The organism is Chloroflexus islandicus, from assembly GCF_001650695.1.
GTDB classification, from domain to species: domain Bacteria; phylum Chloroflexota; class Chloroflexia; order Chloroflexales; family Chloroflexaceae; genus Chloroflexus; species Chloroflexus islandicus.
Map to the genome: position 1 here is coordinate 20,532 of NZ_LWQS01000031.1, position 13,950 is coordinate 34,481.

9 protein-coding genes are annotated in these 13,950 nt (G+C 61.1%); 8 read left to right on the forward strand and 1 reads right to left on the reverse strand.

From position 1 onward, the window contains the following. Positions 1-111: 111 nt before the first annotated feature. The 8 genes from A6A03_RS20235 to A6A03_RS01510 all read left to right on the forward strand — a co-directional run bounded on the left by A6A03_RS20235 (position 112) and on the right by A6A03_RS01510 (position 13,184). The gene (locus A6A03_RS20235) at positions 112-783 is read left to right on the forward strand and encodes a hypothetical protein (protein WP_156525241.1); all 672 of its coding nucleotides are present in this window, start codon (positions 112-114) and stop codon (positions 781-783) included. A 331-nt stretch (positions 784-1,114) separates the two neighbouring features. Further along, a complete protein-coding gene (locus A6A03_RS01485) occupies positions 1,115-2,809 on the forward strand; it encodes a collagenase (RefSeq protein ID WP_066782890.1) in 1,695 nt (564 codons plus the stop codon). Between the two features lie 153 nt (positions 2,810-2,962). Then, entirely contained in the window at positions 2,963-3,199 is a 237-nt protein-coding gene (locus A6A03_RS19920; protein ID WP_076798205.1) for a DUF4160 domain-containing protein, read from the forward strand. Continuing rightward, a complete protein-coding gene (locus A6A03_RS01490; RefSeq protein ID WP_066782893.1) occupies positions 3,180-3,485 on the forward strand; it encodes a DUF2442 domain-containing protein in 306 nt (101 codons plus the stop codon). Before A6A03_RS19920 ends, A6A03_RS01490 begins: the two co-directional genes overlap by 20 nt. 38 nt (positions 3,486-3,523) lie before the next feature. After that, positions 3,524-3,901, forward strand: coding sequence for a YkvA family protein (locus A6A03_RS01495; protein WP_066782895.1), 378 nt, complete (start codon positions 3,524-3,526; stop codon positions 3,899-3,901). A 47-nt stretch (positions 3,902-3,948) separates the two neighbouring features. Next, positions 3,949-7,116, forward strand: a complete 3,168-nt coding sequence (locus A6A03_RS01500) for a BTAD domain-containing putative transcriptional regulator (protein WP_066782897.1) — start codon at positions 3,949-3,951, stop codon at positions 7,114-7,116. Positions 7,117-7,293: 177 nt separating this feature from the next. Further along, positions 7,294-7,869 (forward strand): DUF3558 domain-containing protein, encoded by a 576-nt coding sequence (locus A6A03_RS01505; protein WP_066782899.1) that lies wholly within the window; start codon positions 7,294-7,296, stop codon positions 7,867-7,869. A 125-nt stretch (positions 7,870-7,994) separates the two neighbouring features. After that, on the forward strand, positions 7,995-13,184 hold the full coding sequence (locus A6A03_RS01510; protein WP_066782901.1) for a C25 family cysteine peptidase: 5,190 nt from the start codon (positions 7,995-7,997) through the stop codon (positions 13,182-13,184). A 146-nt stretch (positions 13,185-13,330) separates the two neighbouring features. On the opposite strand, the gene A6A03_RS01515 is transcribed toward A6A03_RS01510, so the two are convergent. After that, positions 13,331-13,651 (reverse strand): hypothetical protein, encoded by a 321-nt coding sequence (locus A6A03_RS01515; RefSeq protein ID WP_066782903.1) that lies wholly within the window; start codon positions 13,649-13,651, stop codon positions 13,331-13,333. Positions 13,652-13,950: the final 299 nt, after the last annotated feature.

A 13,950-nucleotide genomic window follows, 5' to 3' on the forward strand; every position in this document is an offset into this window, starting at 1 on the left:
AGTTGGGCAGTAGCACGTTCCTATCCAGCCGTAGCGGTACCGAGCGTGATGGTTATTACGGCGTAGCAACGTTTCCAATCTAGCTGGGAATACCTATACCGGAGGAAGACTATGACAAACCGTCGCACGAGTACTTGCCCGGAGCTTGGAGGTAATCGTACCCGCAAATATTCAGTGGATCTAGGGCGTTATACTGCTCTTCATAGTGAAGGACGGCATCTGATTTCCACATGGTTTCAGCGCGCTTGGCAAAAAAGAGATTGCCATAAGGACGAAGCTTTTGAACCTTTTATCTTTACATGGTTTGCATTCAATGGTTGGGCCGCTTGTGTCACCGAGCAAGATACTGATCGTGATATGATCAATGCACTTGCCTTGGATGAAAGAATAAATAGTACATTTACAAGTCTTATAGAAAGCGATACGAAATTCAAACAAATTAGTAATAGATTTTTTGAATTTCTTCCCATTTTTGATGTCAGATCGCTACAAAAGAAAAGAATTCTCCGCTACAACTCAGGCGACCGAAGAAAATTGGTAAATTTCTATCTTGAAAAAGGGGTCACAAAATTCGAACCAAAATGTTGGAAATGTCATCACGATAATAACGAAACGGCTCCAATGGATTGGAGCCATTTCATCACCGCCGTCTATCAAGTGCGGTGTAATCTCTTTCATGGCTGGAAAGCCGCACATTCCGAGATGGATCAAGTCATTGTCCATTCAGCATATCTGTCACTGGCCATGTTTCTTTTCAAGGCGGGTTACATCGACCCATTATGAGCGGATGGTGAACCACCCCTACCGGCCATACCGCGCAGACAGCACCTCAGCCCCCAACCGGCCCAGCAGGCCACGCCCGCCCTCTACCTCCGGATGTCATTCCCCATCCGCCAGCGCGCTGGAAGCACAACTGACAGATGGCGTCCTGCCAAGCCATTGTGATTGCCATTGAGCAACAACGCTGCAATCTGCGCCAAACGTCAAGACAGCTTGGTGTACCATGAGCCATAGGCAATTCAGGCACAATACCTGCGACCAAGCTCAGCATTACATTGCGCACCTGACCGGAAATGAGGCATCATACGGCAGTGCGACGTGATACGTAACACCCATGCGCCACCTGCTCGCCATCTTCATCGCTCTGACTCTGCTCATCCCGGCGGGATCACGGCTGCCGCTCGCGGTAGCGCCAGCCAATCCGCCGCCGATCCGCACGCCAGCCTGCCCGCAGCCGATCTACCCCGATGCGGCGGCCATGCTGGCGGTGTTGCCGCAGGCGAACTACGACTGCACCGAGCAGATCGCAGCGGCGTTGCGGCCACGGATCGAGCCGGAGCATGTGACTGCGCTGTTGGACATCGCCAGCGATGCGACGGTCGATGATCGAACCCGGCGCAATGCGCTGCGTATCTTGGGCCGGTTGGCCGAGAGCGGGCCGGCGACGCGGGCCCGCGAGTTGATGGCGCAGCAGCAGGGTGCCGTGCAGGCAACGGCAATAACGCTGCTTGAGCGCGAACACGATAACTTTCTGCTCCAAGATGCGGTCTGGCTGCTCGATGGCATCTATTACCCAAGCTGGGCCGCGGCGACGGCGCTCGAACAGGTGGCGCTCACGGCTGGCTACGCGCCGGCCTTGCGCTATCGCGCCGCTCGCGCTCGCGCAAGGCTGATCGCCGCCGAACGCGGGCCGCTTAGCGTGGGGGCGCATGAGTTTATCGCGGCGGCGCTAGCCAGCGCCGATCCCGGTGTGCGCACCGCCGCCGCTGAAGCGATCAGTTTTCTGCGTGATGACCAGCTCGGCGAGCGCGCAATGTGGCAGCACGCGGTGGCGGCGGCGCTGGCCGCCGAGCAGCCGTTACAAGTGGCCACCGATAGCGGCGACCCGCGGGGTGCGGCGTTGCTTACCTTCCTTGAGAGTACGCCGACGGTGCTGACTGCGCGGGCAGCGTTGGCTCGCGCCGCCGACCGGCTGGCCGGCGAGTGGGCCGCGGCGCCGCGCTTTACCGCTGTGCGCCAAGCCTACGAGCAACTGGCCTTGCCGGTCGAGGCTACGACACCGACCGTTACGCTCCGCACCGGCCCTGCCGCTGCGACCGATGCTGATATGTTGGCAGCGACGGTGACCAACGCTTATGCGCAGACCCGCCGCTTGCTGGGGCCGGTTGGCGACACGCCAATCCCCGGCGAAGAGCGGATGCCGCTGCGGGTGCTGATCTTTCCCAGCCAAGCCGCGTATCGCGACTACATGCGCGCCTTTACACCCTTTACCGTCGATGTTGATGGCATTTACGACGTGCAGCAGAACACGCTTTACAGCTACCGGCGCGGCGAAGGCCAGACTGCGAATACGCTTGACGCGACGCTGCGGCACGAGACGGCCCATGCCGTCACTGCCGCGTACCTCTTCCCCGGCCAGTGGCTCAGCCCCGGCTACCACGCCGAGCCAAAAGGTTGGTTTGATGAAGGTTTGGCCGAAGTGATGGCTGCGCAGACCCAACCTAAGGGGCCGCTGCAACCGCACCGCCGCCATCTTGCCACGATCTGCGCGCTGCCGCTCAAACCGGCGCTGGCCGATCTGGTAGCCCGCCGCGAGGGGTACGATCAGTACGGGATGTTCGACTACCCGGCGGCATGGGCGCTGATGCACTTCCTGCTCACCGAACGGCCAGCCGCTGCTGCCGCCTTCAGCCATGCGTGGCGCACCCAAACCTACCGCCTGCGCGATTGGCCGCAGTTGGGCGGCTGGCCGGATTGGGCCGCCGCTGAAGCCGATTGGCACGCTGCAATTGACCGGTGGTGCCAGTAAACCTGTAAAGCCGCAGGCTGTGCGGCTCTTGCCGCATCGAGCACCCCAAGCGTACAGCCGCACGCCGGACGGCTCCCCACCCCTTCGTACTCAAGCATATCGGCCCGAGAGATGATACAATAAAAAGAAATGTTCTCGCTATTGAGTTATTGTATGCCAACCATTCTTATCATTGGCCCGTATCGTTTTTTCTTTGTCTCGCTAGATCACGGTGAACCACCGCATATCCACATTCAGCGCGAGCGGTTGGTGGCGAAATTTTGGCTCGATCCAGTTCAGCTTGAAAAGTCGGGAGGCTTCAAAGCCCAAGAACTTAATCGAATTGGCAAGCTCGTACAGCAGCATCAGACGTACCTACTGGAGCGATGGCATGAATACTTTGGCGCATGATTTGCAGCTTGCCCGTGCGCAAGCAGTAAGCGTGACCGAAGATATGTTGGTGATAGAATTGAAGGATGGCCGTAGCATAAGTGTACCTTTGGTATGGTATCCACGTTTATGGTATGGCCAGCAACACGAGCGGGAACACGTCGAAATTATTGGTGACGGCGAATATCTTCACTGGCCTGATCTTGATGAAGACTTGAGCGTCAGCGGTATTCTCGCCGGCCGGCGATCAGCCGAGAGTCCGGAATCGCTGAAGCGGTGGCTAGCTAGCCGTCAGTCGAAGGAGTAACCCGCTTACCCTCGCTATCATGTATTCCAAACCCGACCATGCTCACTGCCCTCAAAACCCGCGCTCGCGCGCTCAAACGCGAAGCCTACGCGCTCGCCATCGCCATGCGCGATCCGCGCACGCCGTGGTACGCCAAAGCATTTGTGGCCTTGGTGATAGCGCATACCTTCAGCCCCATCGACCTCATTCCCGATTTCATCCCGGTCTTGGGGTATCTCGATGATCTCATCATCACGCCATTAGGCATCTTCTTCGCTCTCAAACTGATCCCTCCCGCGGTGATGGCTGAGGCGCGGCAGCAAGCGGCCACCCGTATGGCGCACGAGAAGCCGGTGAGTTGGGCCGGCGCCGTGCTGGTGATTGGCGTCTGGATCATCGCTATCGGCGTGATTGGGTGGATCGTGATAGGCAACTAGTGCGCTCATATCCCAAATGATGCCACCATGACATAGGGCAGACACAGGTGATACTCCCTGATAACGCGATTGCTACCCCCAATCTACCGCCAGCGCCGCGATTATTCGGTCGCCAGCGCCACGTCCATGCTATTCAAGCCCTGCTCAGCGAAACCCGCCTCGTCACGATCACTGGCGCTGGCGGCAGCGGGAAGAGCCATCTGGCCCTGCATATTGCCCACTCGCTGATGGCACGGTTCCCTGATGGGGTCTGGTGGTGCGAGCTTGGGCCAGTCGCTGATCCGTCGTTAGCACCTTATGCCGTCACAACGGCACTGGGCATCACCGAGGTGACGAGTTCGCCGATCACAGCCTTGATCGGGCGGATTGGCTCATTACCGTGCGTGTTGGTTGTCGATGGGTGCGAGCATCTGACCACAGCGATAGCCGGGTTGGTGGAAACGCTCCTGCGCCATTGCCCCGGCTTGCATATCCTCGCCACCAGCTTGCAGCCGCTCGGAGCAGCCGGCGAACAGCTCTATCCATTGCCGCCGCTCCCGCCGCCGCCAGATGACCTTCCGCTCTCCCGGTTGGCCGCTCAGCCGGCAGTAGCCCTCTTTGTTGCCCGCGCAACCGCCGTTGCGCCAGCGTTCCGCCTTACCGCCGAGAATGCCCCGTTGATCGCCTCGCTCTGCCGGCGGCTGGATGGCCTGCCGCTGGCGATTGAGTTGGCTGCGGCGCGTGCCGGGTTGCTGAGCCTCGCCCAACTTGAGCACTATGTGACCGAGAGTCTGGCGGTGTTGGGCAGCGATTCAGATGCTCCGCGCCGCACGCTTACTGCCACCCTGACGTGGGGGTATCGCTTATTGAGTGACGCTGAACAGCACCTGTTCCGGCGGCTGGCCGTCTTTCCGGGCAGCTTTACGCTGGCAGCCGCCGCTGCGATGGCCGGCGCCAGCGAACCGGTTGTGCTCGAAACGCTAGCAGGACTGGTACGCAAGTCGATGGTAGTGGTGAGCAACCTGCCGGCGCAGGGGGTGGCCCGCTATCGCCTGCTCGAACCGGTGCGCCTGTTTGCCCGCGACCGGTTGGATGAAGCTGGCGAGATGGCAATCATGCGCGATCGCCATCTGAGGTGGGTGTTACAACTGGTTGAAGCCGCCAGCGACCAGCCTTTAGGGCCAATCAGCGGCGCTGCCATCGCCCGGCTGGCGGCAGAGTACGATAACCTGCGCGCGGCGCTGCGGTGGGTGATCACTTCCCAGCAAGGGGAAGCCGGGTTACGGCTGATCGTGGCGCTGTTTCGCTTTTGGTTCCAGCGCGGGCCGCTCGGTGAAGCGCGCCATTGGATTGGCGAAATCCTCCGCCTGCCTGCCGCAGCGCCATCTTTGCTCCGCGCTCGCGCTGCCTTTGCCGCCGGTCGCTTGGCCTGCCGGCAGGGTGATGACCACAATGCCCTTGTGTACGGGCGCGAAAGTTTGCAGCTCGCGCAAGCAGCCGGCGACCGCGAAATTGAAGCGCGGGCGCTTGACTTGCTCGGTCTGGTGCATCACGATGTGAACGCTTTCGTGGAAGCTATAAACTACCATCAGGCGGCGCTGGCCATCCGCCGTGAGTTGGGTGATGCGTATGCGATCGCCGTCTCGCTAAACAACCTCGGTCTGGTGCATTTCGACCGGGCTGATTATGATGAGGCCGCCGCCTGTTTTACCGCTGCGCTGGAAGCGGCTGCCCACGCCAATACGTCATTCTTGCCGGCGTGGCAAAATCTGGCCGAGATTGCCTTGGCGCGCGGCGATCACGAGACGGCTGCGGCGCATGCGTACCGGCTGTTGGCACAGGCCGAAGCTGCCGGCGATCAGTTCACAAACGCGATGGCGACCGTCACGCTCGCAGCGGCTGCCTATAACGCCAACGACTTGGCGGCGGCTGCCCGTTTCAGCGCGCAGGCGCTGGCTGCCTTGCGCCGGCTCGATGGGCCGGCGTGGGAGGCCGATACGCTGCGGGTGATGGGTGATCTGGCGGTGACGGAAGGCGATCTGGCCGCAGCCAAGGCGCGGTACACCGAGGCGATGGCGGCATCCGATCGGGCCAATTCGACCCGTGGCCGCGGCATGATACTGGCCCGGCTGGCATGCTTGGCAGTGCAGCAGGGTGAAAGCGGGCTAGCCGTTGCCCACGCGCGCGAGGCGGTGGCATTGTTGGCGCCTACCGGCCATCTCCATCCGCTGATTGAGGCGCTGGAAGCCCTAGCGGTTGCGCTAGCCGCCACCGCTCCGCGCACCGCCGCGACGCTCTTAGCAAGCGCGCAAACCGAACGTGACCGGCGGCGCATCCCGCGCCTGCCGCCATGGCGCGACCTGATTGAGCACATCGCTGCACATGTGGGCGAAACAACCCCAGTCGCGCTGGCGACGGCGGTAGCGCTGGCAATGGAACCAAACCGGGCGACGGCCCCGTCTGATCCCGGCCCGGTGCTGCGCGCGTGCGCGCTTGGCCCGATCCGGGTGAGCATCAATGGCCAGCCAGTGCCAGCCACGGCGTGGACCTACCGCAAAGCGCGTGAATTGTTCTTTTATTTGCTCGACCGCTCGCCGGCAACCAAAGCGGCCATTGGCCTCGCCCTGTGGCCCAACGCTTCGCCAGCCCAATTGCGCAACTACCTGCACCGGAGCTTGCACTTCATCCGCCACGCGCTTGGCAATATGGCCTATATTCGCTTTGCCAACGACGCTTATGCCGTTAACAATGAGTTGCCGTTATGGTACGACGTGGCGCGCTTCGAGCAGTGTATGCGGGAGGTGGCTGGACTTGGCCCGATCGCCAGTTTGACGGCGCCTCAGCGTAGCCAAGCCATCACCTTGCTCAGCGAGGCGACGGCGCTCTGGCGCGGTGAGTTTCTCGCCGATCTTGATGTGGGCGAATGGGCCATCCTGCGCCGCGAAGAGCTGCGCGCCGCTTTTATACAGGCGTTGCTTGATCTCGGTCAGCTCTATCTGATCGAGGCCCAATACGAGCACGCAATCACGACCTATCAACGCGCCGTAGCCGAAGATCCGTATCTCGAACAGGCGCACCGCGACGTGATGCGCTGTCTGGCCCGGCAGGGCAAACGCGCGCAGGCGTTGCGCCAGTACCGCGAACTAGCGGAACTGCTCGACACCGACCTCCAAACCGCCCCCGCCGCCGAAACCACGCTCCTGTATGAGCGCATCCGGCACGGCGATGATGTGTAGCGGGCTTGATCCGGGGCGCGGCAGGTAACTACCGCACGCCACACAAGGTCTGCTAACGAAGCCGGCGGGCTGCTGCCCCCCTCCCCCCCAGTGTCAGTGTAAGCACTTCTGTAAGCACCGGCAGCTATCGTTCTCATAACGACACGTTTTGGATTGATAGCTTCACCGGAGACGACCATGAATTGCCGGTCTTTCATCCTGCTAGGGTTGTTGGGGATCATGATGAGCCTCGTCGCTTGCAGCGGCCAACCGGCCGCACAACCAGCTTCGCTGCCCACGGCTGTACCCACCATCCCAGCCAGCGAACCAACCAGCGCCGCAACCGCGTTGACCATCCCCTGCGCCGAGTTAGTGCCTGCCGCGGAACTCGCACGCCTGATCGGCACCCAACCTGATAGCTTGATGGATACCGTTATGCCGGGATGGACGGCCTGCACGTGGTTTTATACCCCTCCCGGCGCGAGCCAACCAGCCGATTTCATCGTGCAAGCCTACACCGGCGAAGAGGCGATCGTCAAATGGCGGATGGACACCAACCCCGCGAATCGCCGGCCAGAGGTCGTCGTCAATGATCTGAGCGCCTACGTGCCAGAGGGCTACACATGGGTCATCCCCGAAAGCCAATTGCGCGCCGTACAAGCTTGGCAAGACGGTCGCTACATCTTTTTGCGCTTCCCGGCCAATACCCTCGCCTTGAGCAGCGAAGCGCAGATTGCCGATGTGCTGCAAACGCTCTTCGGACGGTTGAAATAGTTCCATATATTTAGAAGTTCTCAGTATTTCCGCCAATAGACGATCTCTGCCATCCTCCACCACGCTTGCCAGCGAGATCGCCTCCATTCACCGGCCTTCCCTCGTTCGCAGAAAGGGAATTCCTTATGGCCCGGCGTGGTCGCTCAACCATCCGCCACTGGTTAGCGTTAATTGTCTTCCTCGTCGCGATAGTCCCAGTCTATGGGCAACCGGCGCCGCCTTCATCAACACTGGCCTCCGTAGGCGCAAATTCGTTCAGCTTGCTTGGCGCCCGCCCCAGCGACCCCTTCCCGCTCGCTTATATCGAGGTGCCGTATACGTGGCGACTGAATAACTTTCCGAACGGCATCACCATTGAGGCGTGGGTGAAACGCGACAACGCCAACCGGAACGAGTCGGTGCTGTGCAACGATTGGGATCGTTCGTATTGCTTACGGTTTATCGGTGGCCGGATCCGTTTTTCGAGCAATGGGTTCGGCAGCGCCATGGATAGTAGTGGCACAGTCCCCACCGGTGTGTGGACGCATATTGCCGTCACGTATAACAGCATCACCGGTCTGCGCGCGATGTACATTAATGGCGTACTCGACAGCACCAGCGTCTATGCCGGCGGCGTCGGCGAGGCCAACCATACGCCGCTCGGCATTGGCGCCGATCTGGCCAACGATTACCTGCAAAACTATTTCGCCGGTCTGATCGACAATGTGCGGCTATGGCAGCGGGCGCTGTCTGGCAGCGAAATCCGCGCCAATATGTTCCGCGAACTCGATCCAGCAACAGCAGATACGGCGCTGTTAGCGGAATGGCGGCTGAATGGCGATGCTGCCGATGCCACCAACCGCTTCAACGGCATCGTTCGCGGCGGTTTCTTCGTCGCTGATGGCGCAATCCCGCGCGACATCCGCATTCCCCAGCGCAACGCCACGCTGAACCTTGATGGCTATTGCACCGCCAGCGAATATCAGGGTGACACACAAGTGATCGTCGCGAACGGCGCGCCGGAAGGAACCCCGCGCACTACTGCCCACCTGCTGCGCACTGCGACCGATCTGTGGATCTGTTTCGAGCAAGTGACAGCGCCAACGTGGTTCGGCGACAACTGGGTTGCGGTTTACCTCGACCCCAACCTGAGCCGCCACGCGCTGGCCCAACCCACCGATTACACGCTGGAATTGCGCAGCGATGGCTCGAAGATTGCCCGCGCCGGCGATGGCAATGGCGGGTACGTTGCCACCGGAACGATCAGCGCGCAATGGGATGGGCAGTATCGCATCATTGACGCTGGCCTCGGCCAGACGCGCACCGCCGAATATCGCATCAGTCTGAGCCTGCTCAATGCCAAGGGCGGCGTCTTTGGGTTGCGGCTGGCGCAAAACTGGATCGGCGGGATCGGCGACGACCGCATCTGGCCGGCGCTGTCGGGGTGGAACCAACCTGTCACGTGGAGTAGCGCCACGCTGGGCAGCCTTGGCGCGCCACGCACCATCACCGGGCGCGTTGTCTACCAGCCGCGCAACGAGTTAGCCCCGCCGATCGGCCTCGGCGGCGTCAAGGTACGGCTGATCGGCAGCGATCTGGGAGGGAGCAGCGCGGTGGTTGCGATCGCGACCAGCCGGCCCAATGGCAGCTTTACGGTGGTGGGGGAAGATGATTTTAGCCAGCACACGCTCGAACTTGATCCGTCAACGCTGCCCAAAGGCCTCATTCCTGTCAAGGCTGAGGCCTACGCACCCGGCAACGTGATTGACCCGCACACCATCGCGCTCGGCGCCGCCGGCCCCGGCGCCTACGACGGCTTTACCTTCGTGCTCAAAGACGCGCTGCCATTGCCAACCGATAACACCGCCAGCCCCTACTTCCTTATCATTGCGCCGCAAGCGGTCATTCAAGCCGGCGCGCTTACCAACTTTGTGAACTTTAAACGCCGCCTCGGTTTTGAGGTCGAAGTGGCGAGCATCGAACAGGCTGGTCAAGGCGCGAGCCCGAACGACATCGCGCTGGTTAAGAATATCCGCAACTTCGCGATCAGCCGGTATCAGGTTTACGGCAATCGCTTTCGTTATCTTATGTTAATTGGCACGAACCAAGTCCTACCCTATGCCCAAGTGGAAGCTGGCGCCGACCGCGACTATTCGCAGGCTGCGCCAGATAACAACTGCCGCAAGCCGCAAGCGACCAGCCCCGGTTCCGGCTGGCGCACCGATTGGTACTACGCCGACTTGACCAGCAACTGGGACACCAACGGCAACGGGTGTCTGGGTGACGGCATCTTCGGTGATCCGGCAGCGCAACAGCGGAACGGCTACACACCAGATAGCCGTAACGTCTTTAATCTCACCGTCGCGGTTGGCCGGATCCCGTTGACCGATCCTCAAAGCGTGAGCCGCGCGCTCGACAATAGCATGGCATTCGAGCAGCGGGCGGCGACCTTCAAAAACCGGACGTTGTCGGCGATGAGTATGATGGACATGCGCGGGCAATGCTGGAAGCAAAACGAAAATGGACAGGGCGGCAGTTATCAGGCGCCTTGCGAGAACGGCACCGACGGCGCGTACACCGGCGAAGCGATGCGCACCGGTTTTCAAACGGCTGCCGGCTTTGCGGTTGATCGCTTGTACGAAAACGAGCCGGTCAACCTCGACGGTATCCCCACCGGCGCATCGGGATTGATGACATCGGATGAGGTCACGCAGCAAAACCTTATCAACTACTTAAACCAAGGCGCAATTCTCTTAGACGACCGATACTCGTATGGCGTCGTCAATCTGGTTGGTCACGGCGACGGCAGTGGCGTTTATCGCACCTACTGGCAGGGTGACCTCTGCGCCAATGGCCGGCTCGACCAGCCGAGCGGGCCGTGCGGCGAATATCCCAACGGCGTCAACGAGGTTGGTTCGACCAAGATGCTCGACTACGATGACATGAACCCGCGCTACGGCAACGCGCCGATCTACGTCGTGGCGGCGTGCAGCACTGGCAATTGGGCTAATCCGGTCAACTTTGGCGCCGAGATGCTCTCCCGGCAAAATGCCACCGCTTGGATGGGAGGGATCGGGGTGTTGCCCTACTCCCCTAGCTGGCAGCAACCCGGCCATGGCGGTATGCAAGACATTAGCGTAAACGTCAACCGGCGCTTGTTGGTTGACCAATTGCGGCTCGGCGACGCTGTGTGGCAAACAATGGCCGCATATATGGCCCAGATCAAGCAGCACCCAACCCCGCACCTGAGCTCGTGGTGGGCCTTCAACTACGACCTCTTCGGCGACCCGACGCTCAGCTACTTTGGCAACGCCGGCGGCGACGCCACCCTTGCCGCGTGGCCAATGTTGCGCGCCAACAGCCGCGGCCTTGGCTATACCACGCTGGTTGGGCCAGCCTTCCCCAAACAGCTTTGGCAGTACGCCGCGCCGGCCAATCTCTCGCTGCCAGTCCGCACCTCGCCGGTCGTAAACCAGTGGGGCGATGCAGTGATTGCCCATAGCTTCGTGGACGTTGTGCGGAACGGCCAGCTTCAGCAACGCTGGGTGTTGAACGCGCCGGCAGTCGGAGCGCCAGCTATCACGACTGATGGCACGATCTATGCGGTCGATCGGCTGGGGTGGCTCTACGCCTTCAATGGCTTCAGCGAACGCTGGCGGCTCAACCTTGGCGCCCCCCCCCTCGCCGGGCCGGTGGTAGGATCAGACGGCTTCATCGCCATGCCGCTCGATGGTGGCGGCGCTAACTCGGCGGTGATGGTCGTGCGGCCCGACGGCCAGCTCTATGCCGTCCATAGCATCGATGGCAAAATCGTGGGCGGGTTGGCAGCAGCACCCAACCGCGTCTACTACGGCACGACGACGACCGGACGAGTCTTCCGGCTCGATCTCTTTTCCCCTGCCTGCGCCGGCGGCCTCATTCGCACCGGCTGCGCCGCCTACTCCAATCCAGCGCCGGCCGCCTACACCACACCGCCGTTGCTCTACGCCAATAGCATCTTTGCCGGGCGCAGCGACGGCACAGTCGTGAAGCTCAACGTTGACACCTTCGCCGTCCAGAGCAGTTTCACCGGCGCTGGCGCAATCAGCAGCGGGCCAACCGCCGGCCCCGGCGGGCAAGTACTGGTTGGCGCCGAGAGCGGCATGCTCTACAGTCTCTCGCTCGGCCTGACCACGCGATGGCAGACCAACCTTGGCGCAGCGGTGCGTAGCTTGCCGGCTGCTTCCGCCGACGCCATCTATGTCGCTAGCGGCGATTGGCTGCACGCCTACCATCCGCATACCGGCGAGTTGCTGTGGAGCCAGTCGCTCGGTAGCGGCGCTAACGGCGGCTCAGCAGCGATCAGCTATGGTCGCGAGATCTATGTGCAGACCGGCCAAGGCCGGGTGATCGCCATTGGCGAAGACTGGCAACCCAAGGTCATCTCCATAGCTGTTGCCCCCATCAAACCATCCGATCCAGCATCGCAACCCTTTATGCGAGTGAGCTGGACGCTAGCCGGCGCGGGCACGGCATCGGTAGCGAGCACCGCTACCGGCTACTTGCTGCAACGCCGCACCGCCGATGGCATCTGGGAAGACCTCGCCATCGTGCCAGCGGGAACGACTGAATGGGATGACACCACCGCTCAACCCGGCGTAGCCTATGCCTACCGGCTACAGGTCTTAGACGCCGCCGGCAACGATTCGGATTTCGTCACCACGCTTGCCGACGCACGCAGCCTACCCCAGCGTCCGGCAGCGCCTACGCTCGCCCCGATAACCCCGCTCAGCGCCGATAGCCTGCGTTTGGCGTGGACGCCGGCTGCCGGCAGCGAGCAGACCACCTACCAGATCGAGCAGAGCGCGACCGCCGCCGGCCCATTTACACCCGTCGCCTCGGTTTCGAGCGAAGCGACCAGCTACACCATCACCGGCTTGAACGCGAACACCACCTATTTCTACCGGATCGTGGCGGTGAACCAAACCGGCGCCAGCGACCCTTCCAATACGGCAGCGGGCACAACCTATGCCCGAACCCTGCCCGCACCGCAAAACGTCACTGCCACCCTGCTTGCCGATGGCTCGGTGCAGGTAACGTGGACAGGCGGGCCGGCGGGGGCGCAGGCGGTGATCGAGGTCAATCCAGCGGGACTCGCCAGCTACGAGACGCTGGGCACAACACCAGCGGCTGGGGCATATACCTACACCCCGGTCAGTCCGGGCAACAACCGTTACCGGGTCAAATTTGTGCAGGGCAACACCGAATCGGCATACGGGGAAACGCCGCTGCGGCTGGCGACGCGCAACTATCCCGCCTTCGAGCGTCGCGTGTACCTGCCAATGACCATCCGGTAAAAACGCAATGGGCCGAGAGTGTGGCAATGAGCCTGCCACACTCTCAGCTCATCAACTGTGCATGTACCCGGTTCAACAAACGATGGCTCAAGCCGCTCCCTCGCAACCCATCGTGCTGGGGAGCGTTTGCACGCCAGCGACGCAGTCTACCTTACTACCATCGGCACATATACCGAACGTTGCTTGATAGCATAGAAGCCGTACTTCGTCTCGCTCCACGTGGTGACGCCGGCTAGCGCCGATTTCGTCTGGGTGAAGAGATAGCCCTCGAAGGACTGGTCATCAGTGAGGTTGGTTGGCGTGTCGTTGAAGTCAATGTACAGCAGGATCTTGTGATCAGGCCCCCACGAACCGGGCAACGGGTACGTCGCCGTGCGGATGAAGCCGCGCACATTGTGCGGCCGGCCATCGCTGCCGGTGTAGCGCCCGCCAATGTTGGGCTGTTGGGCCGCAAAGTTATCGGGCAACGACCACAGCTCTCATTGCCCCTGCCACCCATCATGCACCATACGATAGCGACCGGTGAATTCACTCTTGGCAAACAGAGCCGGCGCCGGAGCTGCGCCGGCCAATTCCATCACCACCCTGTGCTCTTGGTGGCGTAGAAAATGATAACTTTAATCGCTGATCAGCCAAAATAAAATACACAAAACCATCACATAATACCAATTTTTTACAATTAGACCTGCACTGTAAACCGTTGGCACAGACCGCGCCCCTTGCTAGTTACCCACAATGAACAAGCGTAATCGCAGCACCTGCTATC

Excerpts from the sequence above, each read along its gene's own strand:
- A6A03_RS01490 (WP_066782893.1), top strand. The coding sequence starts at position 3,180 with ATGAATACTTTGGCGCATGATTTGCAGCTTGCCCGTGCGCAAGCAGTA.
- A6A03_RS01510 (WP_066782901.1), top strand. The coding sequence starts at position 7,995 with ATGGCCCGGCGTGGTCGCTCAACCATCCGCCACTGGTTAGCGTTAATT.
- A6A03_RS01485 (WP_066782890.1), top strand. The coding sequence starts at position 1,115 with ATGCGCCACCTGCTCGCCATCTTCATCGCTCTGACTCTGCTCATCCCG.
- A6A03_RS01495 (WP_066782895.1), top strand. The coding sequence starts at position 3,524 with ATGCTCACTGCCCTCAAAACCCGCGCTCGCGCGCTCAAACGCGAAGCC.
- A6A03_RS19920 (WP_076798205.1), top strand. The coding sequence starts at position 2,963 with ATGCCAACCATTCTTATCATTGGCCCGTATCGTTTTTTCTTTGTCTCG.
- A6A03_RS01505 (WP_066782899.1), top strand. The coding sequence starts at position 7,294 with ATGAATTGCCGGTCTTTCATCCTGCTAGGGTTGTTGGGGATCATGATG.
- A6A03_RS20235 (WP_156525241.1), top strand. The coding sequence starts at position 112 with ATGACAAACCGTCGCACGAGTACTTGCCCGGAGCTTGGAGGTAATCGT.